The 26,815-nt window shown below is 68.5% G+C and carries 23 protein-coding genes; 8 read left to right on the forward strand and 15 right to left on the reverse strand.

The window, feature by feature from the left end; translation table 11 throughout:
• Positions 1–17: 17 nt before the first annotated feature.
• Positions 18–1,160 carry a TDT family transporter gene (locus BEMPMBAN_RS14085; RefSeq protein WP_234897452.1) on the reverse strand — a complete coding sequence of 381 codons (1,143 nt, stop codon included), beginning with the start codon at positions 1,158–1,160 and terminating at the stop codon, positions 18–20.
• A gap of 178 nt (positions 1,161–1,338) precedes the next feature.
• Between BEMPMBAN_RS14085 and BEMPMBAN_RS14090 the strand changes: the two genes are divergently transcribed.
• From BEMPMBAN_RS14090 to BEMPMBAN_RS14100, 3 genes are read left to right on the forward strand one after another with little or no spacing between them, the layout of a single operon-like run.
• Positions 1,339–2,649, forward strand: coding sequence for a sensor histidine kinase (locus BEMPMBAN_RS14090; protein WP_425294977.1), 1,311 nt, complete (start codon positions 1,339–1,341; stop codon positions 2,647–2,649).
• The gene (locus tag BEMPMBAN_RS14095; protein ID WP_159231000.1) at positions 2,637–3,281 is read left to right on the forward strand and encodes a response regulator transcription factor; all 645 of its coding nucleotides are present in this window, start codon (positions 2,637–2,639) and stop codon (positions 3,279–3,281) included. Before BEMPMBAN_RS14090 ends, BEMPMBAN_RS14095 begins: the two co-directional genes overlap by 13 nt.
• 20 nt (positions 3,282–3,301) lie before the next feature.
• Entirely contained in the window at positions 3,302–4,186 is an 885-nt protein-coding gene (locus tag BEMPMBAN_RS14100; RefSeq protein WP_159231001.1) for a DUF4097 family beta strand repeat-containing protein, read from the forward strand.
• On the opposite strand, the gene BEMPMBAN_RS14105 is transcribed toward BEMPMBAN_RS14100, so the two are convergent.
• From BEMPMBAN_RS14105 to BEMPMBAN_RS14140, 8 genes are all read right to left on the reverse strand, one after another.
• Positions 4,183–5,232 (reverse strand): nitronate monooxygenase, encoded by a 1,050-nt coding sequence (locus BEMPMBAN_RS14105; RefSeq protein ID WP_159231002.1) that lies wholly within the window; start codon positions 5,230–5,232, stop codon positions 4,183–4,185. The two genes, BEMPMBAN_RS14100 and BEMPMBAN_RS14105, sit on opposite strands and share 4 nt — an antisense overlap.
• Positions 5,233–5,268: 36 nt before the next feature.
• Entirely contained in the window at positions 5,269–5,745 is a 477-nt protein-coding gene (locus BEMPMBAN_RS14110) for an Rrf2 family transcriptional regulator (RefSeq protein ID WP_159231003.1), read from the reverse strand.
• A 9-nt stretch (positions 5,746–5,754) separates the two neighbouring features.
• Positions 5,755–6,354, reverse strand: coding sequence for a cysteine hydrolase family protein (locus BEMPMBAN_RS14115; RefSeq protein ID WP_159231004.1), 600 nt, complete (start codon positions 6,352–6,354; stop codon positions 5,755–5,757).
• A 41-nt stretch (positions 6,355–6,395) separates the two neighbouring features.
• Positions 6,396–7,148, reverse strand: coding sequence for a 3'(2'),5'-bisphosphate nucleotidase CysQ (locus tag BEMPMBAN_RS14120; protein ID WP_159231005.1), 753 nt, complete (start codon positions 7,146–7,148; stop codon positions 6,396–6,398).
• A gap of 28 nt (positions 7,149–7,176) precedes the next feature.
• Entirely contained in the window at positions 7,177–9,021 is a 1,845-nt protein-coding gene (cysN, locus tag BEMPMBAN_RS14125; RefSeq protein ID WP_200845978.1) for a sulfate adenylyltransferase subunit CysN, read from the reverse strand.
• A 1-nt stretch (position 9,022) separates the two neighbouring features.
• Positions 9,023–9,955 (reverse strand): sulfate adenylyltransferase subunit CysD, encoded by a 933-nt coding sequence (gene cysD / locus BEMPMBAN_RS14130; protein ID WP_159231006.1) that lies wholly within the window; start codon positions 9,953–9,955, stop codon positions 9,023–9,025.
• A 131-nt stretch (positions 9,956–10,086) separates the two neighbouring features.
• Positions 10,087–11,700 carry a sensor histidine kinase gene (locus BEMPMBAN_RS14135; RefSeq protein WP_159231007.1) on the reverse strand — a complete coding sequence of 538 codons (1,614 nt, stop codon included), beginning with the start codon at positions 11,698–11,700 and terminating at the stop codon, positions 10,087–10,089.
• Positions 11,678–12,382 (reverse strand): response regulator transcription factor, encoded by a 705-nt coding sequence (locus BEMPMBAN_RS14140; protein ID WP_159231046.1) that lies wholly within the window; start codon positions 12,380–12,382, stop codon positions 11,678–11,680. The genes BEMPMBAN_RS14135 and BEMPMBAN_RS14140 overlap by 23 nt, the downstream gene beginning before the upstream one ends.
• 275 nt (positions 12,383–12,657) lie before the next feature.
• Between BEMPMBAN_RS14140 and BEMPMBAN_RS14145 the strand changes: the two genes are divergently transcribed.
• The 4 genes from BEMPMBAN_RS14145 (at position 12,658) to BEMPMBAN_RS14160 (ending at position 18,135) form a co-directional block, all read left to right on the forward strand.
• Positions 12,658–13,635: an oligopeptide ABC transporter permease OppB gene (locus BEMPMBAN_RS14145; protein WP_159231008.1), complete on the forward strand. Its 978-nt coding sequence runs from the start codon at positions 12,658–12,660 to the stop codon at positions 13,633–13,635.
• Complete coding sequence (locus tag BEMPMBAN_RS14150; protein ID WP_159231009.1) at positions 13,632–14,564, forward strand: oligopeptide ABC transporter permease OppC; 933 nt, start codon at positions 13,632–13,634, stop codon at positions 14,562–14,564. Before BEMPMBAN_RS14145 ends, BEMPMBAN_RS14150 begins: the two co-directional genes overlap by 4 nt.
• Positions 14,561–16,399 carry an oligopeptide ABC transporter ATP-binding protein OppD gene (locus BEMPMBAN_RS14155; RefSeq protein ID WP_159231010.1) on the forward strand — a complete coding sequence of 613 codons (1,839 nt, stop codon included), beginning with the start codon at positions 14,561–14,563 and terminating at the stop codon, positions 16,397–16,399. Before BEMPMBAN_RS14150 ends, BEMPMBAN_RS14155 begins: the two co-directional genes overlap by 4 nt.
• A 95-nt stretch (positions 16,400–16,494) precedes the next feature.
• Complete coding sequence (locus BEMPMBAN_RS14160; protein ID WP_159231011.1) at positions 16,495–18,135, forward strand: oligopeptide ABC transporter substrate-binding protein OppA; 1,641 nt, start codon at positions 16,495–16,497, stop codon at positions 18,133–18,135.
• Here BEMPMBAN_RS14160 and BEMPMBAN_RS14165 read toward each other — a convergent pair.
• The 4 genes from BEMPMBAN_RS14165 to BEMPMBAN_RS14180 form a co-directional block, all read right to left on the reverse strand.
• A complete protein-coding gene (locus tag BEMPMBAN_RS14165; RefSeq protein WP_159231012.1) occupies positions 18,122–19,378 on the reverse strand; it encodes an alpha/beta fold hydrolase in 1,257 nt (418 codons plus the stop codon). The genes BEMPMBAN_RS14160 and BEMPMBAN_RS14165 overlap by 14 nt on opposite strands.
• Positions 19,379–19,484: 106 nt before the next feature.
• Positions 19,485–21,020: a GMC family oxidoreductase gene (locus BEMPMBAN_RS14170; RefSeq protein WP_159231013.1), complete on the reverse strand. Its 1,536-nt coding sequence runs from the start codon at positions 21,018–21,020 to the stop codon at positions 19,485–19,487.
• A 40-nt stretch (positions 21,021–21,060) separates the two neighbouring features.
• The gene (locus BEMPMBAN_RS14175; RefSeq protein ID WP_159231014.1) at positions 21,061–23,742 is read right to left on the reverse strand and encodes an AAA family ATPase; all 2,682 of its coding nucleotides are present in this window, start codon (positions 23,740–23,742) and stop codon (positions 21,061–21,063) included.
• Positions 23,739–24,887: a metallophosphoesterase family protein gene (locus tag BEMPMBAN_RS14180; RefSeq protein WP_159231015.1), complete on the reverse strand. Its 1,149-nt coding sequence runs from the start codon at positions 24,885–24,887 to the stop codon at positions 23,739–23,741. Before BEMPMBAN_RS14180 ends, BEMPMBAN_RS14175 begins: the two co-directional genes overlap by 4 nt.
• A gap of 114 nt (positions 24,888–25,001) precedes the next feature.
• Between BEMPMBAN_RS14180 and BEMPMBAN_RS14185 the strand changes: the two genes are divergently transcribed.
• Positions 25,002–25,538, forward strand: coding sequence for a SixA phosphatase family protein (locus tag BEMPMBAN_RS14185; RefSeq protein WP_159231016.1), 537 nt, complete (start codon positions 25,002–25,004; stop codon positions 25,536–25,538).
• A gap of 35 nt (positions 25,539–25,573) precedes the next feature.
• Here the strand turns inward: BEMPMBAN_RS14185 and BEMPMBAN_RS14190 are convergent, their stop codons facing one another.
• Both BEMPMBAN_RS14190 and BEMPMBAN_RS14195 read right to left on the reverse strand, forming a co-directional pair.
• Positions 25,574–26,122 (reverse strand): DUF3558 domain-containing protein, encoded by a 549-nt coding sequence (locus BEMPMBAN_RS14190; protein WP_159231017.1) that lies wholly within the window; start codon positions 26,120–26,122, stop codon positions 25,574–25,576.
• Positions 26,119–26,709, reverse strand: coding sequence for a DUF3558 domain-containing protein (locus BEMPMBAN_RS14195; RefSeq protein ID WP_425294975.1), 591 nt, complete (start codon positions 26,707–26,709; stop codon positions 26,119–26,121). The genes BEMPMBAN_RS14190 and BEMPMBAN_RS14195 overlap by 4 nt, the downstream gene beginning before the upstream one ends.
• Positions 26,710–26,815: the final 106 nt, after the last annotated feature.

Here is a 26,815-nt window from a genome sequence, read left to right on the forward strand (position 1 = left end):
GCGACGCGACGCGGGCGTCAGCGCGCCGGATTCGACGCGGGCGGATCCTTCTGAGCGCGGATCGGGTCGGTTCCCGGCGGTGCGAACAGTCCGCCCCGCAACCCGCCGCCGAACGTACGCACCGCCACCAGACACCAGGTGGCCAACAACCCGATGTAGGCGATCGCCGCGGCGACCCGAAATGCCGGCAGGTCGGTGTGCACGGCCAACTGCGTGGTGCCGGTGACGAACGTGCCCACCGGGAACGTCAGGCTCCACCAGGTCAGCGCAAACGGCATACCGCGGCGCAGCGTGCGGGCGGTCAGCGCGGTGGCCAGCGCGATCCACAGCACGCAGAAGCCCCACACCGGCACCCCGTAGAGGACCGCGAACACACCCATTCCGTCGGCGAGCTCCTGGTCGACGGCCAGTGCCGCATCCGTGGCGAGAAGGCCTGCCACGGTGATCGATTGGCCCAGAGGGCCGAGGACGATCCACAGCGTGGGCACTCGTGCGGTACCCGAGGTGCCGAAGTGCGCCAGCCGGCTCCAGATGATGGTGATGATGATCAGCGACGCGACCAGCGACAACCCGAACATCGCGTAGCAGCCGTAGAACATGGTGGTGCGACCGGTTCCCGGAGCCATGTGCGGGATCAGCATCGCGCCCGTGGCGGCAGACACCATGGGCGGCACCACTGGCATCAGCCATCCGCCGAACGCGGCGTCGGGTTCGACCCGGTACTGGGTGAACATCATGAAGGGGATGCTCATCGCGGTGAACAGGCCCCCGAGAGTCCCTGCGGTCCACAACACCCAGGCCAGGTCCACCGCCGCGCGTTCGCCGATCAGGTCCCTGCCCACCAGCAGCGCCCCGGCGCCGACCGTGAGCAGGGCCATCGGAGCGGCCCCGTAGAAGTGCGCCATCTGCGGATTGCGGACGTGACTGCGCGCCACCGTGGGGTTGCGCACCCAGTGGGCGATCATCGCGAGGATGAGCAGCACCAGCCACACCGTCGAGGCCACCCAGACCACCAGCGCGAACCCCCGCAGCCCCGGTATCTGCACCGGCAACGTCGCGCCGGCCGTGGCGACGATGCCGGTGCCCATCACCGACGCGAACCAGTTCGGCCCGAGGTAACTGAGAGGGTGGGGCCGGTCGCTGGGCATGTCACCGGTCATCCAGCCAGTATGGCCACCGCGAGCGCTCCAGAAATGCCACTTCTGGCGGTGTGTTGGCGAGCAGACACGCGCCGTCGCGGCGCAGGGGGTGGTTAACCCCCGCCGGAATGGGAGGAAAACGCTGTGTCGCCGGCACGGGCAGATCCATAGGTTGGAGTCCATGGCCGCTATTGCTGACATGGACGCAGTCACCGACCCTGGTCCCGCGGTCCCGCACGAGCCGACCGCGGCAGGGTCTCCGGAACCCCGCGCGCTCGGCCTGGCACCGAGTGCATCGATGATCACCGGCGGCGCGCTCGGCTCGGTGTGGGTCTGGATCCCGTTGGCGATCGTCGTCATCGGCATCTCCTCGATCCCCAGCATCATCGGGTTCGTGGTGGCCGGCGTGGTCTTCATCTACCTGATGCGGGGCATCGAACAAGTCGAACGCGTGCGCAGCGAAGCCGTGTTCGGCATGGACATCGGGATTCCGCCACGGCGACTGTCCCCGCACACCGGCTTCCAGCGCTGGGCACACCAGCTGTGGCTGGACCTGAGCAGCACCCGGTTCTGGAAGGCGGTGGCGCACCACTACCTGCGGATGATCTACGACATCCTGGTCACCGGGCTGGCACTGGCCCTGTTGGTGTTCGCGTTTCTCGCGCCGGCGGCCGCGATCGCCATCGGCAACAGCGACGCAGACGCCGGCCTGACGTTCCTGCCCACGCCGTTGGCCTGGCTGTTGGCAGTGGTGGCGCTGGCCGCGGCGATCGCGCTGCTGGTGTTCGCACCGGCCCTGGACGCGACGATCGACCGCTGGCTGTTGTCCCCGTCGCCGACGGCCGCACTGCAACACCAGGTCTCTGCGCTCGCCGACGCCCGCCAGGGTGCGGTGACGTCCGCGCAGACCGAACGGCACCGCATCGAGCGCGATCTGCACGACAGCGTGCAGCCGCGGCTGGTGTCCCTGGCGATGACGATCGGCCTGGCCCAGACCAAGCTCGACACCGATCCGCCCGCGGCCAAGGCGTTGATCGCCGAAGCACACGACGACGCCAAGAGCGCTCTGGTGGAGCTGCGCAACGTGGTTCGCGGCATCGCCCCGACAATCCTGTCCGACCGCGGCCTGGACGCCGCGCTGTCGGCGGTGGTCCAGCGCGCGACGAATGCCGGTGTCCCGACGACGCTGAGCGTGCATCTGCCCCGCCGGCTGCCCGACGAGGTCGAGGCGTGCGCCTACTTCGTGGTGGCCGAGGCTCTGACCAATGTCACCCGACATGCGGGGGCCTCGCACGCGGCGGTCACCGTGCGACTCGACGAGTCCGCGAACCGGTTGTACGTCACGGTGTTCGACGACGGCCGCGGAGGCGCGTGGATCACCGACGACGAGAACGCGACCGGGTTGCGCGGTCTCGACGAACGGGTGCGCGCTGCCCGTGGCACCTTCTCGGTGGCCAGCCCGGTCACCGGACCCACGATCGTCACGGCGGTGCTGCCATGCGCATCGTGATCGCCGAGGACTCGGCGCTGCTGCGCGCCGGCATCGAGCGCATTCTGACCGACGCGGGGCACCAGGTCGTCGCCGGTGTCCCCGACGCGACGAACCTGCTGCGCCTGGTGAACGAGGAGCGGCCCGATCTGGCGATCCTCGACGTCCGGATGCCGCCGACGTTCACCGACGAAGGGATCAGGGCCGCTGCCCTGCTCCGCAGTCAGAACCCGGAGTCACCGGTTCTGGTGCTGTCCCACTACGTCGAGGAACGCTATGCTGCCGACTTGATCGCTTCGGACACAAAAGGTTTCGGATATCTTCTCAAAGACCGCGTAGCCGATGTCCCCGCGTTCCTCGACGCGGTGACGGTCGTCGGCGCCGGAGGCACCGTGCTCGACCCCGAGGTGGTCTCCCAGATCCTGGTCCGCTCCCACCGGAACAACACCCTGGACGCACTGACCGCGCGCGAGCGTGAGGTCCTGCAGTTGATGGCCGAGGGCAAGACCAACTCCGCCATCGCGATGGCACTGCACATGTCGGTCGGTTCGGCCGAAAAGCACATCGCATCGATCTTCACCAAGCTGAATCTCGCACCCGACGAGAGCGAGAACCGTCGCGTTCTCGCGGTGCTGCGCTACCTCGAATCCTGAAGCAGTGAAAGGACTCTGACGTGACAACCACCCTCGCACCGCCTCCCGGACCGGCCTCACCGCCTCCACCCCTGTCCCCCGGCGGACGGACCGCTGTCCGTGCCGTGCTGATCGTCGCGGCCGCGGCGCTGGTCATCGGGCTGGTCGTGACGTTGTCCGTATTCGCCTGGGGGGTGAGCACTTTCCGGGTCGTCACCGACTCCGCGGCGCTGCCGGCCACGCTGCGCTCGGTGATGATCGACACCGGCTCCGTCCCGGTGGCGATCCGGATCACCAGCGACCGCGAGGCACGCGAACCCCGGGTGGATATGCGAATGGTGAACTCCACGCGTGCGGGCTCGGATCCGTTGTCGGTCGACACCGACGAACTCAGCGCCCGGGTGACGATCGACGCCGAGGACTCGCCGATTCTGGACTGGGGCAGGGCGTCGGAGATCACTTTGGTGCTGCCGCCCGAGCTGGCGCGCCGAATGACGGTCACCACACAACAGCAGATGGGTGTGGTGCTCGCCCAGGCCGACGTCGACCAGCTGATCGCACGGACCGGCGAAGGTGCCATCGTGCTGAGCGGCTCGGCCAACCACATCGACATCACCAACGAGCGCGGCGACGTCCACACCCGAGAACCGGTTTCGGTGTCCGAAACGTTCCGGGTGGTGACTCAACACGGTGACGTCAGCGTCGATTTCACCGCTGCGCCGAAGACGATCGACGCCCAATCCGTCAACGGGGACATCGTTCTCGCGCTGCCGCGGCCTGGCCCCTACAGCGTCGACGCGACAACCGGTCAGAGGTGGGGCACCACGGTCGTGCGGGTCCCGCAGACCCGGGACCCGAAGAACGCGGTGTCGGTGGTGACGGCGCGGTCGGACACCGGCGACGTCATCGTCGAGGAGCTGGATTAATCGCCGGCGTCGGGCGGCGCCGCCGGCAGCCCGACGGTCAACTTCTCGATGATCGAGGCGACAGGTGCGGATTCGGCCTGCAGATATCCGGTGCCCGCCCAGACGTTGACCGCATGCGGGTCCCCAGCACGCACCGACGCTGCACGCACCGGACTGGTCAGATGGTGCACCTCGGGATATCCGAACGGCGCCTGGGATTCGTGCTCGTCGACGAACCGGTTGCGCAACCCGCGCGCGTAGCGGCCGGAGAACGCGCGTGTCACAACGGTTTCGGTGAACTGAGGATCCCGCAGCGCCGCCCGGTGCACCGCGCTGCTGCCGGCTTCGTCGGCGAGCAGGAACGCGGTTCCCAGCTGGGCGGCCACCGCTCCCGCCTGCAACACCCGCCGCACGTCGCCGGCGCCCATCAGCCCTCCGGCCGCGATGACGGGGATGTCGAGATCAGCCACGATCCTGGCCACCAGCACGTCGAGCGGCCCCTTCGACGGTGCTGCGGTCGCATCGAACGTGCCGCGGTGCCCACCCGCCGACGGACCCTGCGCGACCACGGCGTCGACCCCACACTCCACGGCGAGCCTCGCCTCGGCAATCGTGGTCACGGTGCCGACGGTGCTGATCCCGGCGTCGGAGAGCCGCCGCCGTTCGTCGGCGCTCGGCAGCCCGAAGGTGAACGACGCCACCGCCGGCCGCAGCTGCAGCAGGACCTCGATCTTGGCGTTCCAGCGGTCGTCGTCGAAGCGCGGCGCGCCCAGGCTGACGCCGTAGTGCTGCGCCTCGGCGGCCAACGCGTCGGCATACGCCTCGATCGCGGCGGGGGTGGCCGCACTGGGCTGCGGCACGAAGAGATTGGCACCGACCGGCCCCGTGGTCAGTCGTGCGGCGGCCTCGAGTCGCTCGGCGAACACCTCGGCGGTCAGGTAACCGGCGGGCACGAACCCCAGGCCGCCGGACTCTGCGCCCGCCGCGGCCAGCTGCGGGGTGGACGGCCCGCCCGCCATCGGGGCGATCAGGACCGGGACGGCGAGATCACGAACGTCGAACATCACACCTCCTTGGAAGCCACAACCAACCGGAAGCCCCAACTAACCGACCGAGTGCCCCCGCGCCTCTTCCTGGCTGCGGTAGTCGTCGGCCAGGGCGCACACGTGGTCGGGCAGTGCGCCGGCGACCACGTCGGCCAGGGTGGTCTGTTCCACCACCGAACGCATACTGGCCCGCAGCGCCCGCCACACGTCGGTCAGCGCCGCCGTGGGACCCGAGTACGGAAGGTCACCCAGACCGATGTCGCGGACGCTGGCCAGCGGCCCGTCGATGCAACGCAGCACGTCGGCGATGCTGATCTCGATGGCGGGCCTGGCGAGTTCGTACCCGCCCTCGCGGCCACGGTGGCTACGCACCAGTCGGTCGGTACGCAGGTCGGAGAGGATATCGACGAGGAACTGGGGTGGGATCCCCTGCGCCCTGGCCAGGTCGTCGGTCTTGACGACGGTGCCGTCGTCGACCGTGGCCAGCTGAACCATGGCCCGGACGGCATACTCCGCCTTGGCCGACATCCGCATGCCCCAAGGCTAGTCGGGTATGTCCGCCGATCCCGCAACCACCACCGCGAACATATCGGCCAGGGCCGCCAGGCTGGCCGACTGCATCGCCGACGCCGGCACCGGATCGCCCGTCAGTCCCGGCAGGGCGCGGGTCGCGGTGGCACCAGCTACCACCGTCGGCGAGTAGCCCAGATTGAACGCCCCGCGCGCCGTCGAGTTCACGCACATGTGCGTCATGAATCCGGCCAGGACCAGGTGTGACGCGTCGACCGTCTTGAGCAGTCCGTCGAGTTCGGTCTTGAAGAACGAATTCGGATAGTTCTTGATGACCACAGGCTCAGCATCCCGCGGCGCCACCTGCGCGACAATCGCTCCGCTCTCGCCGTCGACGTCGTAGAGCGAGCCGGGTCCGTCGTCGTGCTGAATGTGGATGACAGGGATACCCGCTGTGCGCGCCCGCTCGAGCAGAGCCGCCGCTTCGTCGAGTGCGGGTTGCACGCCCTCGAGTTCCATCACCCCTCGGGTGTAGGTGTTCTGGCAGTCGATCAGGACGAGCGCCGAATCGGCCAGACTGACCGGGGCAAGCGGAAGGCCTGCCATCGCGCGCAGAGTGTTGGGATCAGACACGGCCCAAGCCTACGCGGGGACCTGTGGGGCCTGGATGGGATTCAGCGAGCGGTGACCGCCAGCACTGCGTCCGCGTATTCGGGACGGCAGACGATCAGGTCGGGAAGTTTCGAGTCCCGCTGGTTGTACCGCAGCGCCGACCCGTCGATGCGCGAAGTGTGCAACCCGGCGGCCCGGGCCACGGCGACCGGGGCGGCGGAGTCCCATTCATACTGCCCGCCGGCATGCACGTAGACATCCGAGAGCCCCTGCACCACCGATGCCACCTTCGCTCCGGCCGAACCCATCTCGACGAGAACACCGCCGAGCGCATCACGAACCTCGAGCGCGATGGCGGGCGGGCGGGTCCGCGAGACCACGATCCGCGGAACCGCGGGTGCGGGCGGCGGGGTGAGCACCGTCGGGGTGGCAAGCGTGACGTGCTGCGCCGGCAACGCGACCGCACCGGCGATCAGCTCACCGCCGTCGCCCCCGCGTTGCCAGAGCGCCACGTGCACCGCCCAGTCGGTCCGGCCGAGCTCGGAGAACTCCCGGGTGCCGTCGAGTGGATCGACGATCCACACTCGCTCGGCGCCGATCCGCACCGGATCGGCCGCCTCTGCCGGCCCTTCCTCCGAGAGGACCGCGTCATCGGGTCGCTCGGCAGCCAGCGCCGCCATCAGGAAGTCGTGGGAGCGCTTGTCCCCCGCGGCCTTCCGCTCCTCGGCACTGGCTTCTGCGAGTTCACTACGGACGTCGAGCAACAGCGCACCGGCCTCGGTGGCCAGTCGTGCGGCGAGCTCGTGGTCGGTCACAGCCGTCTCCTCTTCGCGCGAGCGCTCATCACTGCCGATCCTCGAGCATCTCGATGACCGACACCGCCAGCTCGTCGGGGGTGCGGTCCGGGGTGAGTCGCAGGTCCGGGTCCTTCGGCCGTTGGTAGGGACTGTCGACACCGGTGAAGTGGGTGATCTCCCCGGAACGCGCCTTGGCGTACAACCCCTTCGGGTCGCGCCTCTCGCAGTCCTCCAGCGGCGTGTCGCAGAACACCTCGTAGAAGTCGACACCGGCTTCGGTGGCCACCGTGCGCGCCAGCTCGCGATGTTCGGCGAGCGGGCTGATCGCCGGCACCAGCACCACCTGACCGGAGTCGGCGAGGATCGCAGCCACATGCGCCAGCCTGCGGAGGTTCTCCGACCGGTCGGCCATCGAGAAGCCGAGGTCCGCGTTGAGGCCGTGGCGCAGGTTGTCCCCGTCGAGAACGTAAGCGGGAATCCCCTTTTCGAGCAGCTTCTGCTCGACGAGCATGGCCACCGAGGACTTGCCCGAGCCCGACAGACCGGTGAACCACACGGTGCGCCCCTTGCTCAGCCGGTCCTCGGCGGTGCACAGCGACTCGTGTCGGACGGTGTTCGGGCTCGCGCTGCGCGCCGTACCGTCGCGCAGCACCATGCCCGCGGCGACGGTCCCGTTGGTGTTCGGGTCGATCAGGATGAACGAGCCGGTCGTCGCATTGCGGCTGTACTCGTCGAGCAACAACGGCACCTGGGTGCGCAGCGAGATCCGGCCCAGCTCATTGAGTTTAAGCGCCGTGGCCGACTTGTCGCGGTGCAGGGTGTTGACGTCGAGCCGGTAGTCCAGACCCGTCACCTTGACGCGGGTGGTGCGGGTGTTGTGCTTGATCAGGTAGTCACGGCCGGGTTCCAGCGACGCAGCGTCGGCCATCCAGCACACCGTGGCGTCGAAGTCCTGCGAGACCCTGGGCTGGTTGTTGGGACGCGCGATCAGATCGCCACGGGAGATGTCGATGTCGTCGGTCAGGCTGACCGAGACCGCCATCGGCGGGAAAGCCTCGTCGATTGGGCCGCCGGGGCTTTCGATCGCGGCGATCTTGGACGTCTTGCCGGTCGGCAGCACCACGACCTCGTCACCGACGCGCATCACGCCGCTGGCCAGCGTGCCCGCGTAGCTGCGGTGATCATGGTGGTCCCGGGTCTGTGGACGGATCACGTACTGCACCGGGAACCGGACGTCGACGAGGTTGCGATCGCCGGCGATGTACACCTCCTCGAGGTGCGTGAGCAGCGACGGCCCTTCGTACCAGGGCGTCACGTCGGATTTGGTGACGACGTTGTCGCCGTTGAGCGCCGACAGCGGGATGGTGGTCACGTCGTGCACGTCCAGCCGTGCGGCGAAGTCGTGGAAGTCGTCGCGGATGGACTCGAACCGTTCCTGGTCCCAGTCGACCAGATCCATCTTGTTGACCGCCAGCACCACGTGCTGGATACCGAGCAACGAGGCCAGGAACGCGTGCCTGCGCGACTGCTCGAGCAGCCCGTGACGCGCATCGACCAACACGATCGCCAGCTGCGCGGTCGAGGTGCCGGTGACCATGTTGCGGGTGTACTGGATGTGGCCGGGAGTGTCGGCGATGATGAATTTCCGCTTGGCCGTGGCGAAATAGCGGTAGGCGACATCGATGGTGATGCCCTGCTCACGCTCGGCCCGCAGCCCGTCGGTCACCAGCGCCAGGTCGGTGTAGTCGTTTCCGCGCTCCTTGGAGGTGCGCTCGACGGCCGCGAGTTGATCCTCCATGACGGCCTTGGAGTCGAAGAGCAGCCGGCCGATCAGCGTGGACTTGCCGTCGTCGACCGAACCGGCGGTCGCGATGCGAAGCAACGTAGCCATGTCAGAAATAGCCTTCCCGCTTGCGGTCTTCCATGCCTGCTTCGGAGATCCGATCGTCGGCGCGGGTGGCGCCACGTTCGGTCAACCGCGAGATGGCGGTCTCGGCGATGACCTCGGCGACGGTGGCCGCCGTGGACTCGACGCAACCGGTGCAGGTGACGTCGCCGACAGTGCGGAACCGCACCGTCTTCTCGATGATCGGCTCGTCCTCATGGGGCTGCAGGTACCTGTGGACGGCCAGCAGCATGCCGTCGCGCTCGAACACCTTGCGCTGGTGGGCGTAATAGATCGACGGGAGCTTGATGTTCTCGGCGCCGATGTAGGACCAGATGTCGAACTCGGTCCAGTTGGACAACGGGAACACCCGGATGTGCTCACCCTTGTGGTGGCGGCCGTTGTAGATGTTCCACAGCTCCGGGCGCTGAGCCTTGGGATCCCACTGGCCGAACTCGTCACGGAAGGAGAAGACCCGCTCCTTGGCCCTGGCCTTCTCCTCGTCGCGACGGGCACCGCCGAAGGCGGCATCGAACTTGTTCTCCCGGATCGCGCGCAACAACGTGAAGGTCTGCATCGGATTGCGGGACGGAATGGTCTCGACCACCCGGCCGGCGTCGATGTCGTCCTGCACCTTGGCGACCACCAGCCGCACCCCGGACTCCGCGACCAGCTCGTCACGGGCGGCCAGCACCTCGTCGAAGTTGTGGCCGGTGTCGACGTGCATCACCGGGAACGGCAGCCGACCGGGCCGGAAGGCCTTGATCGCCAGGTGCAGCATCACGATCGAGTCCTTGCCACCCGAGAACAGCAGGACCGGCCGCTCGAACTCGGCGGCCACCTCCCTGATGATGTGGATGGCCTCGGCCTCGAGGGCTCGCAGGTGGCTCAGCTCGTACCGGCCGGCGTTCTGGGTGAGCTCGTCGTCGGTGACCGTCATCGCATCTCCATAAAGTCGGTAGATATGACCAACTTAGCAATCATGACCTGAAATGTAGCGATCTGCCACCACTGCTGTCAACGTCGAGCAGGCGCTCGGACCTCGCACGCCGAGCAGACACAAAATCGTGCTTATCGCAGGGGTTTCGCACGACTTTGTGTCTGCTCGGCGGTTCGGGGACGGTCGCCGGGCAGCCGGACAATGAACTCGGTTCTGCCCGGGACGCTGTGCACCTCGATCGTGCCGCCGTGTGCCCGCACGACAGCGTCGGCGATCGCCAGGCCGAGCCCAGTACTGCCACCGCGTCGCGACCGCGAGGAGTCACCGCGCGCGAACCGCTCGAACACATCGGGCTGCAGCCAGGCCGGGATACCCGGGCCGTCGTCGAGGACGGTCAACACCACGTCCGCCCGGTCACCCACGGCCAGTGATGTGGTGACGGTGGTGCCGGGCGGGGTGTGCGTGCGCGCATTGGCCAGCAGGTTCGCCAGCACCTGATGCAGGCGCGCCTCGTCTCCGGCGACCGTGACGGGTTCGTCGGGCAGATCCAACTCCCACGTGTGATGGGGTCCGGCGATGTGCGCGTCGCTGACCGCGTCCACCACGAGGCGGGTCAGGTCAACCGAACCCTGCTGCAGGGGACGCCCGGTGTCCAGGCGGGCCAGCAACAGCAGATCCTCGACGAGGTGCGTCATCCGCGCGGTCTCGGATTCGACGCGGTTCATCGCGTGGGCCACGTCGTCGGGGAGCTCACCCTGCTTGCGCTGTGCCAGCTCGGTATAGCCCCGGATGGCCGCCAGTGGCGTCCGCAACTCATGGCTGGCGTCGGCGACGAATTGCCGCACCCGTGTTTCACTGGCCTGACGCGCCGACAGCGCCCCGGCGATGCGGTCGAGCATGCGGTTCAGCGCGCCGGAGAGCTGCCCGATCTCGGTGTGCGCGGCAGCCGGATCGACCTTGACGATCGGCGTCGGCAACCGCACCTCACCTCGATCCAACTCCAGGTCGGCGACCTGCTGCGCGGCCGCAGACACCCGCGCCAACGGCTCGAGTTGGCGACGGACGGTAACGATGCCCGCCGCCGCGGCGGCCACCAGAGCGACGGCACCGACGACACAGAAGATGACGAACACCCAGAGCAGGGTGTCGTCGACATCGGCGGTGGGCAGACCGGTCACGATGGTCTCGCCCGGGTGATGTGCGGGTGAACTCACCACCCGGTAGCGGCCAAGCCCATCGATGTCGACTGTCCTGGCACGCATGTCGGCGGGAAGCTCGGCGAGTTGTTCGGCCGCGGCCGAGGAGATCTCGGCACGGGATCCGTCGGCGGTGATGACCCCGGCGTCCAGCACGGATCCTTGCGACACGACCGCCCCGACCGTGCGGATCTCCTGGCCCGGCGCGTTGAGGAAGGCCGGCCCCACCCCGTCGGCGTCGCGGATGATCACACGGGGGGCGGAGCCGGGCGGCCGGGGCAGGGCGGGCTGCCTCATCATGGGCGGGCCCATTCCGGGTGGCGGCCCGAAGTCGAAGATCACCGCTGAACGTCTGGCGGCCTCCACCACCTGTTCGTCGAGCTGGTTCATCAGAAAGCGTTGCAGCGCGAACTCGGTCGCGACGCCGATACCCGCGCACACCGCCGCCAGCAGCACGACCTGGGTGACCAGCAGGCGGGTCCGCAGCGACCAGCTACGAGGAGCTCGCCAACCCACCCGTGTGGGTTCAGCGCGCGGGCTTGAGGACATAGCCCGCACCCCGCAACGTGTGGATCATCGGTTCGCGCCCGCTGTCGATCTTCTTGCGCAGGTAGGACACGTACAGCTCGACGATGTTCGATCGGCCCCCGAAGTCATAGCTCCACACCCGATCGAGGATCTGCGCTTTGCTCAGCACCCGTTTGGCGTTCCGCATCATGAACCGCAGCAACTCGAACTCGGTCGCGGTCAGCGAGATGACGTCTCCGGCACGGGTCACTTCGTGGCTGTCCTCGTCGAGCACGAGGTCCCCGACGACGATCTTGGCTCCGCCGCCCTCGGTGGTCACGCCGGTGCGCCGCAGCAGCGCACGCAACCGCAGCACCACCTCTTCGAGGCTGAAGGGCTTGGTCACGTAGTCGTCTCCACCGGCGGTCAGACCTGCGATGCGGTCCTCGACGGAGTCCTTGGCGGTGAGCAGCAGCAGCGGCAGCCCCGGGATCTGCTCCCGCAGCTTGCGCAGTACCTCCAACCCGCTCATGTCCGGCAGCATCACGTCGAGCACGACCACATCCGGCGGGGTCTGTCTGGCCAGCGCGATCGCGGTGGCACCGTCGCCGGCGGTCACGATCTCCCAGCCCTCGTAGCGCAGCGCCATCGACACCAGTTCGGCCAGCACGGGCTCGTCGTCGACGACGAGGACGTGGATCGGGCGCCCGTCGGCGCGGCGCATCACCACCCGGGCACCGTCGCCGGAGGCGGCGAGACCGGCGGCGTCGCCGTCGGAAACTGGCGTGTCGGCCACTGACCCAGTATGTGCCCGGGCCCTAGGCGTTTTCTGTGTCGTTGCTATGCGCAGGCTGTGAACAGTGGCCGACAGGCCTGGCCAGCCGCCGATTCCCCAGCAGGACCCCGGCACCGATCAGCCACGCCGAACCCACCTGAACGGGCTGTGTCAACACATTTCTCCTAACCTGTGCGAATGCAGCGCAGCGGCGGACCCACCGCATGACCCGGTTCCTCGCGCGCCGGCTGCTCAACTACATCGTGCTGCTGGGCATCGCGTCGTTCCTCACGTTCACCCTGACCGCGCTGACGTTCGAACCGCTCGACAGCCTGCTCGAACGCAACCCGCGGCCTCCGCAGGCCGTCATCGATGCCAAGGCCGCCGAGCTGAACCTCGACGAACCGATACCGGTCCGCTACGCGAACTGGGTGTCGGGGGCCGTCCGGGGAGACTTCGGCACCACTGTCGGCGGCCAGCCGGTCAGCGACGAACTGTGGCGCCGCATCGGTGTCAGCCTGCGGCTGGTGCTGATCGGATCGGTGGCGGGAACCGTCATCGGGGTCGTGGTGGGCGCGTGGGGCGCGATCCGCCAGTACCGGGTGTCGGACCGGGTGATCACCGTCACGTCTCTGCTGATCTTGAGCACCCCGACGTTCGTGATCGCCAACCTGCTGATCCTGGGCGCACTCAAGGTGAACTCGATACTGGGCGTGCAGCTGTTCGAGTACACCGGGGAGACATCGTCGGACGCGGTCGGTGGCGCCTGGGCGCAGTTCGTCGACCGTCTGCAGCATCTGGTGCTGCCCACCTTCACGCTCGCCCTGGCGTCCATCGCCGGGTTCAGCCGCTATCAGCGCAACGCGATGCTCGATGTGCTGGGGCAGGACTTCATCCGGACGGCGCGGGCCAAGGGCCTGACGCGGCGCCGGGCGTTGTTCAAACACGGCCTGCGCACCGCGCTGATCCCGATGGCCACACTGTTCGCCTACGGCGTCAGCGCCCTGGTCACCGGCGCGGTGTTCGTCGAGAAGATCTTCGGCTGGCACGGCATGGGCGAGTGGGTGATCCAGGGCGTCGCCACCCAGGACACCAACATCATCGCCGCGATCACGGTGTTCACCGGAGCGACCATCCTGCTGGCAGGGTTGCTCTCGGATGTGTTCTACGCGGTTCTCGACCCCAGGGTCCGGGTCTCATGAGCGCCCCCGAGTATCAGTTCGTGTCCCGGCGCACCCTGGTGCTGCGCAGGTTCCTGCGCAACCGCCCCGCGGTGGTCTCGCTGATCGTGTTGGCCGTCTTGTTCATCGGCTGTTACGCGATCCCACCACTGCTGCCCTACTCCTACACCGATCTGGACTACTACGCCCTGCAGCAACCACCGACCACCGCGCACTGGTTCGGCACCAATGCGCTGGGCCAGGATCTGTTGGCGCAGACGTTGCGCGGGATGCAGAAATCGCTGCTGATCGGTGTCTGCGTGGCGTTCATCTCGACGATCATCGCGGCCACCGTCGGTGCGATCGCCGGCTACTTCGGCGGCTGGCGGGACCGAACCGCGATGTGGATCGTCGACCTGCTGCTCGTCATCCCGAGCTTCATCCTGATCGCGATCGTCACCCCCCGCACCAGGGAGTCCGGCACCATCCTGTGGCTGATCCTGTTACTGGCGGCGTTCAGCTGGATGATCAGCTCACGCATGGTCCGGGGCATGACGATGAGCCTGCGGGAGCGCGAATTCGTGGTCGCTGCGCGGTATATGGGTGTCAGCCACTGGCGCATCATCGTCCGCCACATCCTTCCGAATGTGGCCTCCATCCTGATCATCGACACTGCGCTCAACGTCGGCATCGCGATACTGGCGGAGACCGGTCTGAGCTTCCTGGGCTTCGGCGTGCAACCGCCCGATGTGTCACTGGGCACGCTGATCGCCGACGGCACCCGCTCGGTGACGACCTTCCCGTGGGTGTTCCTGTTCCCGGCCGGGATGCTGGTGCTGATCGTGTTGTGCGCCAACCTGATCGGCGACGGACTGCGCGATGCGCTGGATCCCGGCGCGCGGCCCGCCCCGCGCCGCACGCGGGGGGCGCGGGCGATGAGCGCTCGGGCGAAGAGCAGAGGGCAGCGATGAGCCTGCTCGAGGTGCGCGGCCTCACGGTGACGTTTCCCACCGACACCGAACGTGTCGCAGCCGTGCGCGGCCTGGACTACCACGTCGACGCCGGTGAGGTCGTCGCGCTGGTCGGCGAATCCGGCGCCGGGAAATCAGCGGGCGCGATGGCCGTCATCGGACTGCTCCCCGAGTACGCCGAGGTGGCCGGGTCTGTCCGGATGCACGGTGATGAACTGCTGGGTCTGTCGGACCAGCAGATGTCGCGCATCCGGGGCAACCGGATCGGGACGGTGTTCCAGGACCCCATGTCGGCTCTGACGCCGGTCTACACCGTGGGTGACCAGATCGCCGAGGCGATTCAGATCCATCACCGCGATATCGGCAAGCGGGCAGCGCGCACCCGGGCTGTCGAGTTGCTCGAACTGGTCGGGATCGCCCAGCCGCAGCAACGGGCGCGCGCGTTCCCGCACGAACTGTCCGGCGGCGAACGTCAGCGCGTTGTCATCGCGATCGCGATCGCCAACGACCCCGACCTGCTGATCTGTGACGAGCCCACCACCGCGCTGGACGTGACGGTGCAGGCGCAGATCCTCGACGTGCTGCGCACAGCGCGCGATGTGACCGGCGCCGGGGTGCTGATCATCACCCACGATCTCGGCGTCGTCGCGGAGTTCGCCGACCGTGCACTGGTGATGTACGCGGGACGTGCAGTGGAGACGGCGCCCGTGGCCGACCTGTACCGCAGCCGCCGGATGCCCTACACCGCCGGTCTGCTCGGCTCGGTGCCGCGCCTGGACGCACCCCAGGGTGCCCGTCTGGTGCCGATCCCCGGCGCTCCCCCGTCGCTGGCAGCACTGCCTGCGGGCTGCCCGTTCACCCCGCGGTGCCCGCTCGCCGTCGACGCCTGCCACGAGCAGGAGCCGGAACTCGAGACGGTCGGTGACGATCACCAGGTCGCCTGCATCCGCAGTGAGCAAGTCGCCGGCCGCAGCGCCGCCGAGATCTACGGCGTGTCCACCGCGCCGCAGCCGGCGACCGGTCCGGAGGCCGACGAATCCGTCGTGCTGCGCGTGCGCGATCTGGTCAAGACGTACCCGTTGACCAAAGGGGTGGTGTTGCGCCGCCGGATCGGCGAGGTGCGCGCGGTCGACGGTGTCGGTTTCGAGTTGCAGCAGGGCCGCACCCTGGGCATCGTCGGCGAATCGGGTTCGGGCAAGTCGACGACGCTGCACCAGATCCTGGAACTCAGCGCACCCCAGGGCGGGACCATCGAAGTGCTCGGCACCGATGTCGCCACGCTGGACAGACGGGTCCGCAAAGCCCTGCGGGGCGATCTGCAGGTGGTGTTCCAGGATCCCGTGGCATCCCTGGATCCCCGGCTGCCCGTGTTCGATGTGTTGGCAGAACCGTTACGGGCCAATGGCTTCCACAAAAACGACATCGATGGCCGGGTGGCCGGCTTGCTCACCGAGGTCGGGTTGCGCCGTGAGGACGCCGGAAGGTACCCCGCTGAATTCTCCGGCGGCCAGAAGCAGCGCATCGGCATCGCCCGGGCGCTGGCGTTGCAGCCGAAGATCCTGGCACTCGACGAACCGGTGTCGGCGCTGGACGTGTCCATCCAGGCCGGGATCATCAACCTGCTCCTCGATCTGCAGGAGCGCCTCGGGCTGGCATACCTGTTCGTCTCCCACGACCTGTCGGTGGTCAAGCACCTCGCCCACCGGGTGGCGGTGATGCACCAGGGCGTGATCGTCGAGCAGGGCGACGGTGACCAGGTTTTCACTCACCCCCGCCACGAGTACACACGCCGGTTGCTGGCTGCGGTGCCGCGGCCGCCGGCGGATCACGGATAAAGTCGGTGGGCATGACCTACCGAACCTCCCGAGCAGACGCAAAATCGCATCCATCGCCCGCTTTGCGTGCGATTTTGCGTCTGCTCGGTGTCGGCATGGCGGCCGTGCTGGTACTGACCGGCTGTTCCAGCCCGGACAGCGACGTGCCGTCCGCCGGTGGTGACGCCGAGATAGGCGCGACCGCCGATATCAACCCGCAGGATCCTTCGACGCTGCAGCAGGGCGGCAATCTGCGGCTCGCGCTGTCGGGTTTCCCGCCCAACTTCAACTACCTGCACATCGACGGCAACCTCGGAGAACTGGGCGCATTGTTGCGCGCCACGCAGCCGCGGGCGTTCTTCATCAGGCCCGACGGGGAGATGACCGTCAACGAGGACTACTTCACCAGCGTCGAGTTGACCAGCACGGACCCCCAGGTCGTCACGTACACGATCAACCCCAAGGCGGTCTGGTCCGACGGGGCGCCGATCACCTGGGAGGACATCGCGGCCCAGATCAACGCCACCAGCGGCAAGGATCCCGCATATCTGTTCGCGGCCCCGAACGGCAGCGAGCGCGTCGCGTCGGTGACCAAGGGCGTCGACGACCGGCAGGCCGTCATCACCTTCGCCAGGCATTACGCCGACTGGCGGGGAATGTTCGCAGGCAACAGCATGCTCGCCCCCAAGGTGATGACCGAGACGCCGGAGGCGTTCAACACCGGCTTCCTGGACGGTCCCTCGCCGTCGGCCGGGCCCTTCACCATCACCTCGGTCGACCGCAGCGCACAGCGAATCGTGTTGAGCCGCAACCCGCAATGGTGGGGAACCCCGCCGGTTCTGGATTCGATCACCTACACGGTGCTCGACGACGCGGCCAAGATACCGGCGCTGCAGAACAACGCGCTCGACGCGGTCGGGCTGGGGACGCTGGATGATCTGACGATCGCCCGCCGCACCGACGGCGTCTCGGTCCGGCGGGCGCCGGCGCCGAGCTGGTACCACCTCACGTTCAACGGCGCGGAAGGCTCGATTCTGTCCGATCCGGCGCTCCGGACGGCCATCGCGAAAGGCATCGACCGCCAGGCCATCGCGGCGATCACGCAGCGTGGCCTCGTCGACAACCCGGTACCGCTGAACAACCACATCTACCTCGCGGGCCAGGAGGGTTACCAGGACAACGCCACCGCATTCGACCCGGAGGCCGCGCGGCGCGATCTGGATGCGCTGGGCTGGACACTCGGCGGCGACGGCCAGTTCCGCGAGAAGGACGGCCGCAGGCTCACCATCCGGGACGTCTTCTATGACGCACAGAGCACCCGCCAGATCGGTCAGATCGCGCAGAACAACCTGGCGCAGATCGGTGTCGAACTGCAGTTGAACGCCGTCGCCGGCGGCACCTTGTTCAGCGACTACATCACGCCGGGGAATTTCGACATCGCCCAATTCGCTTGGGGCGGGGACGCGTTCCCGCTGGGTGGCCTGACCCAGATCTATGCCTCCGACGGGGAGAGCAACTTCGGCAGGATCGGCAGCCCGGAGATCGACGCCAAGATCGAGCAGACGCTCTCCGAGTTGGACCCGGCCAAGGCCCGCGACCTGGGCAACGAACTCGACGAGTTGATCTGGGACGTCGGGTTCAGCCTGCCGCTGTTCCAGTCGCCGGGCAACGTCGCGGTGCGCTCCAACCTGGCGAACTACGGCCCGTCCGGTATCGGTGACCTGAAGTACACCGCGATCGGCTTCATGAAGGAGTGACCTGGCGCCCAGCGCGGGCGAGCGCATCGGGCACCACGGACTCCGCCTTCGCCGCGACGTTGATCGCGCGGGCGAGCAACCGGAGGGACAGGTTCGCCGGCAGGTCGTCCAGTTCGCTTGAGAGCGAAGGGAGCTGGTGAATCTTGCCGGCGGTCACGGACGTGCAGATCCGCAGCGCAGCCTGCTCTCGGGTGTCGAGGATGCTGTGGCCGGCCGTCGGGAGTTCGACGAGCACCGCGTCGGGGATCAGCTCGGCGATCCGCCGCGCCACGGCCGGTGGTGTGGTCAGGTCACGTCCGCCCGAGATCACCGCGGTCGGCCAGGAGAAACCGGGCATGGCCGCCATCAGGTCGTAGGGCTCGGCGACGAAATCGGGGTCACCGCCGGCGATCTCCCGGAAGCCGAGCGCCGGGTCGAGCGGGCCGCCGTCCGGTACCGCACCATAGTTGAGTTCCCGGTAGGCGATGCGCTCGACGAGGTCTGGCTCGTGGTGGTACGGCGTCTGACGTTCCAGCAGCAGCCTGGTTCCCAGTCCCACCGCTGCCCACAGCCAGTCATGACCGGCCAGCAGCAGGTCCAGCTGACGGCTCAGCACCTTCGGGCCGGCGATGCCGTACATGCCGGCGGCCCGCAGCACGGCTGTCGGATCGAGGACACCGTCGGCGACCAATCGGCGTACCTTGACCGCGAGGTCGGCGCTCTCCGGAATCACCCCGTCCCACAGCACCCGTCGGATCTGTGCCCGAACGTCGTTGATGTCGGCGGCCGAGAGCAGCGGCGAGTCCAGCACCATCGTGTGGATCCGTCCCGGGTGACGCACCCCGAGGCCGGCCGCCAGGTATGTGCCGTAGGACGTTCCGTACACGATCGCCGAATCGACTTGGGCGTCGTCGAGCGCCGCGGCGATGTCGTCGACCACCGCGTCGACGGTCAGCGCCTCCGGGGGCAGGTCACCGCCCGCGTCGTCATGGCGGGACAGGCCGACACCACGGTGCTCGATCATGATGACGTCGAGTCCGTCGACCGCCGCGTGGCGCCGAAACGCCCGGTAGAGCGCCACCGAAGCCGCCCCGGGTCCGCCGGGGATGACAACCAGCGGATGGGCGGTTTTGTGGCCGGTCCGAACGTAGTAGAGGTCGAACTCGCCGTCGCCGCCCTGCACGATCGGCCTGCGAACCGGGCGCACACCGGCCAGCGCGGCGAGCTTGTCATGCGCTCGGCGCCGTGCGGCGTTCATCGTCATCACGTTAATTGTGCCCCGCGCGTTCTCAGCGCACTCGTCGGCCGCGACCGCGCGCTCGATGTCCGCGGTCAGCGGCGCGTCGGCGTGCAGACACGAGCGCTCGCGGTCAGGAGGTGATGAGGTCGGCGGCCTTCTCGCCGATCAACACGCTGGGTGCGTGGGTGTGGCCGCGGATGATCGACGGCATCACCGACGCATCGGCCACCCGCAGCGCCGTCACGCCGCGGACCCGCAACTCGGGATCGACGACGCTGGCGTCGTCGGTGCCCATCCGGCAGGTGCCGACCGGGTGATACAGCGTGTGCGACAGGGATTCCAGTGCCCTGGCAAGGGTTTGGTCATCGAGCGTGGTGGCGTCCAAGGGACGGGCGATTCTGCCGATGGTCTCCCGCAGCGCCGGGGCGCGGGCGATGTCGGCGCACACGCGCAGCCCCGCCATCAGCGCTTCCCGGTCCGCCCCGGCATCGTCGGTCAGGTAGCGGGGGTCGATCAACGGCTTGTCGTGAGGGTCGGCGGTCCGCAGCGTGATCGTGCCCCGGCTCTGGGGTTTGAGCAGGATCGGACCCATCACCACGGCGTGGCCGACGTAGGGATCACCGATCCCCTCGTCGAAATAGGGTGCGGGAGCGAAGATCAGCTCGAGATCCGGGAGCTCCAGGTCTGGTCGGCTCTTGATGAAGCCGTAGGCCTCCCCGATGTTCGAGGTGAGCATGCCGCGACGCCGCACGAAGTAGTTGAGCAGCTCCAGCGGCTTCTGCGCCGCGAACAGCGAGTCGTGGGGCACGTCGAAGCCCAGCGGGATGACGAGGTGATCGATCAGGTTGGCGCCCACCTCCGGCGAGTGCGCGACGCCGACGATGCCGTGCCGGGCGAGTTGGTCATGGTCACCGATGCCGGAGAGCATCAGCAGCTGCGGGGTGTTGATCGCCCCGGCACACAGCACCACCTCTCGGCGCGCGGTGGCCACGGTGCGGCCGTGCTTGCCGTCGAACTCCACGCCGATCGCCCGGTCGCCGGCGAACACCACCCGCGTCGCCGTGGCCTCGGTCAGCACCCGCAGATTCTTGCGCTTGCGGATGGGCTTGAGGTAGGCGTCTTCGCTACTCCATCGCGCACCCCGGCGCTGGGTGACACGTGTCTCGCAGAAGCCTTGCGGCTCAGCCTGGTTCGGCTCCTCGACGGGGTATCCGCATTCCTGCGCCGCGGTCAGCCAGGCTGCGGTCGACGCCCGCGGGCTGCGTTGGCGCGAGATGACCAGCGGGCCCGATTCGATGCGCCGCAGGTACGGCTCGAGGTGGGCGTGGTCCCATTGCTCACCGGCGTGCTCACCCCACTCGTCGTAATCGGCGGCGAACCCTGTCACCCACATCATCGCGTTCATCGACGACGACCCGCCGAGCATCTTGCCCCGGGGCCAGTAAATCCGGCGTCCGCCGAGACCCCGTTGGGGTTCGGTCAGGTAATTCCAGTCCAGCGGGCCCCGCATCAACTGCGCGAAGCCGGCGGGGATGTGGACGAACTTGTCCTTTCCACGCATGCCCGCCTCGAGCACGGTGACCCGGACGGAGGGATCGGCGCTGAGGCGGTTGGCCAGGACTGCGCCGGCAGAGCCTGTTCCCACGATGACGTAATCGGCGTCCACGAGCCGAAGTCTAGGTGCCGACGCACGGCGGCCGGCGATTTCAGGCGGTCAGCTCGATGTGCTGGGCGCAGCGCACACCGGCGTAGCGCTGCGGGCTGCACGTCAAGATGATCACCTGGCCGTCGGTGGAGACCGCGTCGAACACCTCGGCCATCTTCGTCAACCGTTCGGCGTCGGTGAACCCGAGCGCATCGTCGATCACCACCGGCACGCTGTCCTCCTTGGCGACCAGGACGGCACCGGCCAGCCTGGCGACGATGCCCAGTTGCTCCTTGGCTCCCCCGGACAACGACTCGTACGGCACGGTGCGCCCCGACAGTGTGCGGCCCTCGATGCACAGCTTGCTGTTGATGTCGACCTCAAAGCTCTCGCCGAACACGATGCGGCCCAGCCGCTCCACCTCGTCGCGGAACGGGTCGACGTAGCGCAGCCGCATCGCGTCGCGGTGGCGGCTCATCACCGTGCGGAGCAGCTGCGCGGCCCGGGCGCGACGCTGCACTCGCTGATACTCGCCCTCGGCATGCTCGCGTTCGGCCTCGGCGGTGTCCAGCCGGCCTTTGCGTCCCTCGGTGCCATACACCTTCAACTGAGCGGCGACCTCGCGCAACTCCTCGGCGGCGCGGTCATGGCGGCTCTGGATGCCGGCCGCGGCCCGCTCGGCGTCTTCGAGTTCGGCGGCCACCGCCGCCGGCTGGTGGCCGGCCAGTTCGGCGTCCAGCCGGGCGACCAGAGCCAGCGCCTTCTCCGAGACGTCGGCTTCGGTCTCGGCCTTGACCGCTAGCTCGTCGTCGCCGGTGGCCTGCCGCTGGGCGGCCAGACGTCCGCCGGCGACCGCCAGCTCCGTCTGCGCGGCCTGCAGTTTCTCCTTGGCGCGGGCCGCGCGCATACCGCGCTCGGCGAGCAGCTTGGCGGCCTCTTCGGCGACCTTGCGTCGGGTTTCACAGTCGCGGACCGCCTGTTGATGCGCCGTGGTGGCAGCTTCGAGCTTGGCGTGCACCGCGGCAGGTTCCTGCGGACCGGGTGCCGCCGGGTCCCACAGCCCGTCCTCGGCGGGCATGCAGGCCTGCAGCTGCGACAGCCGCGACCGCAGGTCTTCGAGGGTGTCTTCCGCGGTGAGCGCACCGAGGACGGATCGAAGCCGTTGCGCCACTTGGGCCAAGTCGCGGCGTTGTTCGTCGAGGGTGCGCGCGGCGGTGACGTCGGCGACGCCGGCCTGCTGCAGCGCGGCCGCCAAGTCCGCCCGGGCAGCGTCGAGAGCAGCCTGGGTGGTCGCGGCCGGGGCACCCGCTGTGAACCGCACCGAGAGCACCCCGGGGACCTCGACACCGGTCGTGCCGCTGACCCCCGCCGACCATTCATCGCCGGCGCGCAACGTGACGGGTTCGCCGCCGACCCGCACCTCGAGGTCGGTGGCGGCGACGAGCTCGAGGTGCGCCGAGGCCTGCGCCGCCGCGGCGCCGGTCCGCTCGACCGCGCCTGCGGCGTCCTCGATGGTCTGCATCAGCTCGCCGGTGAGCGTGATGGCGGACAGGCTGCGCTGTGCGGAATCGAGTTCGCGTTGGTGGCCTTCGATGGTGCCGATCCGGGCGGCGATGCGGTCGAGCTGCTCCCGGTCCGACAGTAGCTGCGCAGCGGCACGCGCGGCGTCGACCCGGGCTTGCGAGGCTTCGAGCGCCGACCGGGCCTGCGCCGCCGCCTCCTCGGCCGCCACCTGCACCTCCCCGGCGGTGGCGAGTTCCTCGGCCGCGTCGTCGGACGCCGCCTGGAGGTCCACGATCGCTGCGGTGCGTTCGTCGATGTCTGCCCGGGCACGGCGCCGCTCGGTCAACGCCGCGACCGACGCGGCGTGTGCCGACTTCGCCGCATCGGCCAGCACGTTGGCCTGGGCGAGCTCGCCGCGCAACCTCGTGACGGCCGAAGCGGCGGTCCTGGCATCGGTCAGTCGCTCCAACGCGGCGGTGCTCTCCACCGTCAGTGCCGCGACCTGGGCGGTCAACGTGGCGTGCGTGCGCACCGCCTCGTCGACCTCGGCGACCGCCGCGGCACACCTGGCCACGTCCTCGTCGGCAGCCCGCAGTCTGGCGGTCGCGGCCGCCCATTCCCCGGTGGGCCGCCCCGTCGAGGTGAAGTAACGCCGGTACTCCTCGTCGATCCGGTCCACCAGCAGCGTGTCGACATCACCGCAGGTGCCGCCGTTAGGCACGATGGCGTCAGCGGCGTCGGCGGCGTCCTCGACCTCACCGGCCGCCACGTCGAGGGCGCGGGACAGGGCGTTACATCCGGACAGATCGGCCGCCGACGTGGGTGCCGACTGCAACACCCGCTGGGCCTGCCACAGATCCATGTCGACGGTTTCGGCGAGCATGGCCAGCACCCTGTCGTGTGCCTCGTCGCCGGTGAGCTGCTCCCGCCGCGGCGCCAGCAGCGTCAGCTCCGTCTCGGCACGTTTGTGGAATCGTTTCCGGTACACGAAACGGTAAGGCCCGGTTGATATCTCGGCGGTGACTTCGGCACCGACGTCGGCGTGGGTGGGCTTGACCTGTTTGACTTCCTTCTTGGTCGAGCGGTCCTTGGTCTCCAGCAGCAGATCGAGAGCCTCCAGCATCGACGTCTTGCCGGTCTCGTTGGCGCCGCTGATCACGACCACGCCGTGGTCGGGCAACTCGATGTCGCGGTGCGAGATGCCGCGGTAGTTCGTCAGCGTCAGGCGGTGCAGCTTCATGCGGCACCGCCCTCGGCCAGCCGCCGCAGCAGCGCCAGCGCTCCCCGGGCGTCCTCGGCTTCCTCGCCGGTGGAGCGCGCGGCGGCCACGAGCTCGTCGACTGCGGCGACCGCGAAACCCCCGATGCCGAGATCGTCGAACTCGCCGTCGGCGGGCATCACGGCGATGTCGGTCTGCTTGTCCCACGGAACCAGTGCGGCGAACAGCCGGGCGTAGCGGTCCAGACACGCATCCAACGCGGCCTTGTCGGTGACCGTCAGCGTTCCGGTCAGACCCAGCCGGATGACGGTGCGTTCCTTGTCCGGCATCAGGTCCAGGTTGATGTCCAGATCGGCGATGTCGCGGCTGTCGTCCACGGGGCGGCGCAGCGACACGAACCGCCAGCTGCCGATCCGGCGGGCGTCGACCGCGACGGGCCGCAGCGGATCGGATTCGTCGATGTCGACCACGAGCACCTGGCCAGGGTCCGGTTCGATGTCGTCGTAGTTCGTCACCTCTGGTGAGCCCGAGTACCAGACCCGCCCGGTGGCGCCGACGCTCAACCGGGAGTGCTTGTCCCCCAACGCGACATAGTGGACCGCACCACGGGCGACGGCGGACTCCAGCGCCGCGAAGCCGATGAGTGAGGGCCTGTCCTTGTCGGGCACGAGGATGTCGACCGCACCGTGGCCGACGAGGATCCGGGTGGTCCCGTCCGCCGGCGCAGCCTCGAGCGCCTCGGCGACGAGGTCGACGGTGGGCGCCTTGGAGTACCAGGGCGCGGCCACCAACTCCAGCCCCGGCCGCACCTCGTGGATACCGGGACGGTCCAACACGACGACGTTGTCGGGCCGCTCCGCGGTGAACAGCGCGCTGGTGTAGACCGACGACGCGTCGAGCGGATCGTGATTACCGGGAAGCAGGTAAACCGGCACGTTGATGGCGCGCATCGCCTCCAGCGACTGGCTGACGTCACGCGGAGCGAGCTGATTGTGCTCGAACACGTCGCCGGCGACGACGACGAACTCGGCGCCGACCTCGGTGGCGAGCGGGCCGAGAGCCGCGACCGCGGAACGCCGGGCAGCCGAATACCGAGGCTGCGCTTCCCCGTTGAGGAAGTGACGGGTCATCCCGAGTTGCCAGTCGGCAGTGTGCAGAAACCGCATCTCACCCGTCCTTCCTCACCTGGTCCCCCAGCCTGTCGGCCATGGCACCGCGAGTGTATGGCGGGCCGCCGACAAGTCCGGGGACGCGCACCGGCATGGCCTACCGTTGTCCGCATGAGCACCACGATCCGCACGCTGCTGCTGCTTCGCCACGCCAAGTCCGACTATCCGTCCGGCGTCGACGACCATGAGCGGCCGCTGGCTGCCCGAGGCATTCGGGAGGCCGTCTTGGCCGGTGACTGGATCAGGGCCAACGTCGGTGACGTCGATGCGGTGCTGTGCTCGACCGCGACCCGCACACGGCAGACGCTGGAACGGACCGGGATCACCGCGGCGGTGCAGTATGTCGATCGCATCTACGACTCGACACCCGGAATCGTCATCGACGAGATCAACACCGTGCGATCACGGTTCGCCGCAGACCTCGGAGACCACGCGGAACTGACCACCCTGCTCGTGGTGGGACACGAACCGGTGATGTCGTCGCTGGCGCTGAACCTGGCGAACGACGCTACCAACAATGGTGCGGCCGCCCAGGAGATCTCGGCGAAATTCCCCACGTCTTCGGTCGCGGTGCTGCGCATCGCCGAGCCGTGGAATCAGCTGGCGCTCGGCGGTGCCGAGCTGGTCGATTTCCATATCGCACGCTGAGCGTGCGGAACGCGCTGGCGCGCTGAACGTGCGTGTTACGCCCGGGTGGCCAAGGTCAGCTCCATCAGCTTGATGGCCATGCCGCAGGCGTCGATGCCGGGTGTCTGCGGGTTGACCCACCAGCCCACCACGCCCGCGGCGTCGCTGGCCACACCGCACGCGCCGTTGGGGTCGTTGGGGCGCATCACGATCGACTGGATGCCGGCGACCGACCGGCTCTCGATCTGATACTCCAGCTCCTCGGCGGTCTGGCGCTCGTTGTCGAGGCTGCCCAGCTCGAACCAGAACCGGGTGATGTCGACGAGCCCGGCGGGATTGGCCGCCTGCCATCGGCAGACCGCGCCGACGAAGGTGCTCTGGATGTCCAGAGGGTCCGCGCCGACGGTCTCGGCGAGGATGTCCTCGGTCAGCACCTCGCATTCCTTCAACAGGTTCGGGTACTGGCGCTCCGAGTCGTCGTTGCGCGGGACGTTCCCTGATCCCGCCTTGGCCGCGGTGCCCTCGACGGTCTGGCTGCAGCCGGTCAGTAGAACCAGCCCTGTCAGGGCGGCGATCGCACCGGCCCGTATCCGCCGCGCGCTCACCGGGAGTTCACAATCGACTGGCGGGTCAGCTCGGTGGCGACCTCGCAGGCGTCGGGGAACGGCGGCTGCGCGTAGCTGATCGACCACTCGATGAAGTCATCGCCGAACTGGACGCCGATCTCGCACAGGTTCACAACGCCCGTGGTCAGGTCTTCGTTGATCCCCATGAACCCGTCGTGGCCCTCGATGCTGATGTCCTCCACGCTGGTGCGGGACAGTTCCATGGTCTTGCGCTCCCGGCCGATGGGGCTGCCGCGGAACCAGGTGAACGAGAAGTGCGGGCCGAGGATGCTGCCACCGGAGAGCCACTGGCACCCCACCGATGTCTTGGCGGTGTTGACCAGGCCGGGCACTTGGGTCTGGCTGATCACCTCTTCGTCGCTGACTCCGCCGCACTCGGGAAAGAACGGGCCGTGCGAGATGCCCTCTGCCGGCGCGTCCGTTGTCGGCACGGCCGGAGAAGCCGGCTCGGAGTCGGAGCACGCGGCAAGGACCGGGAGCATGGCCGCAACCGCGACGGCCAGCGCCCCGCGCACGCGAGGAGCAGATGTGGCCTGCGCCGACTTGCTGGGTGTCACGCCATGCACTGTAGCGGCCGCGCCTCAGGGGAACCACCGACATGCCGACTGAGCAGCTCATTTAGGGAATTCTCAGGCAGGCCAGCCGAACACGCGTCCCGCCTGGCGGGTGTGC

The sequence above is a fragment of the Mycolicibacterium austroafricanum genome (assembly GCF_902705885.1).
GTDB classification, from domain to species: domain Bacteria; phylum Actinomycetota; class Actinomycetes; order Mycobacteriales; family Mycobacteriaceae; genus Mycobacterium; species Mycobacterium vanbaalenii_A.

Coding starts and splice junctions, on each gene's coding strand:
- BEMPMBAN_RS14085 (WP_234897452.1), bottom strand. CDS start 1,160: ATGACCGGTGACATGCCCAGCGACCGGCCCCACCCTCTCAGTTACCTC.
- BEMPMBAN_RS14090 (WP_425294977.1), top strand. CDS start 1,339: ATGGACGCAGTCACCGACCCTGGTCCCGCGGTCCCGCACGAGCCGACC.
- BEMPMBAN_RS14095 (WP_159231000.1), top strand. CDS start 2,637: ATGCGCATCGTGATCGCCGAGGACTCGGCGCTGCTGCGCGCCGGCATC.
- BEMPMBAN_RS14110 (WP_159231003.1), bottom strand. CDS start 5,745: ATGCGGATGTCGGCCAAGGCGGAGTATGCCGTCCGGGCCATGGTTCAG.
- cysN (WP_200845978.1), bottom strand. CDS start 9,021: ATGGCTACGTTGCTTCGCATCGCGACCGCCGGTTCGGTCGACGACGGC.
- cysD (WP_159231006.1), bottom strand. CDS start 9,955: ATGACGGTCACCGACGACGAGCTCACCCAGAACGCCGGCCGGTACGAG.
- BEMPMBAN_RS14135 (WP_159231007.1), bottom strand. CDS start 11,700: ATGTCCTCAAGCCCGCGCGCTGAACCCACACGGGTGGGTTGGCGAGCT.
- BEMPMBAN_RS14140 (WP_159231046.1), bottom strand. CDS start 12,382: ATGCGCCGCGCCGACGGGCGCCCGATCCACGTCCTCGTCGTCGACGAC.
- BEMPMBAN_RS14145 (WP_159231008.1), top strand. CDS start 12,658: ATGACCCGGTTCCTCGCGCGCCGGCTGCTCAACTACATCGTGCTGCTG.
- BEMPMBAN_RS14150 (WP_159231009.1), top strand. CDS start 13,632: ATGAGCGCCCCCGAGTATCAGTTCGTGTCCCGGCGCACCCTGGTGCTG.
- BEMPMBAN_RS14155 (WP_159231010.1), top strand. CDS start 14,561: ATGAGCCTGCTCGAGGTGCGCGGCCTCACGGTGACGTTTCCCACCGAC.
- BEMPMBAN_RS14160 (WP_159231011.1), top strand. CDS start 16,495: ATGGCGGCCGTGCTGGTACTGACCGGCTGTTCCAGCCCGGACAGCGAC.
- BEMPMBAN_RS14165 (WP_159231012.1), bottom strand. CDS start 19,378: ATGACGATGAACGCCGCACGGCGCCGAGCGCATGACAAGCTCGCCGCG.
- BEMPMBAN_RS14175 (WP_159231014.1), bottom strand. CDS start 23,742: ATGAAGCTGCACCGCCTGACGCTGACGAACTACCGCGGCATCTCGCAC.
- BEMPMBAN_RS14180 (WP_159231015.1), bottom strand. CDS start 24,887: ATGCGGTTTCTGCACACTGCCGACTGGCAACTCGGGATGACCCGTCAC.
- BEMPMBAN_RS14185 (WP_159231016.1), top strand. CDS start 25,002: ATGAGCACCACGATCCGCACGCTGCTGCTGCTTCGCCACGCCAAGTCC.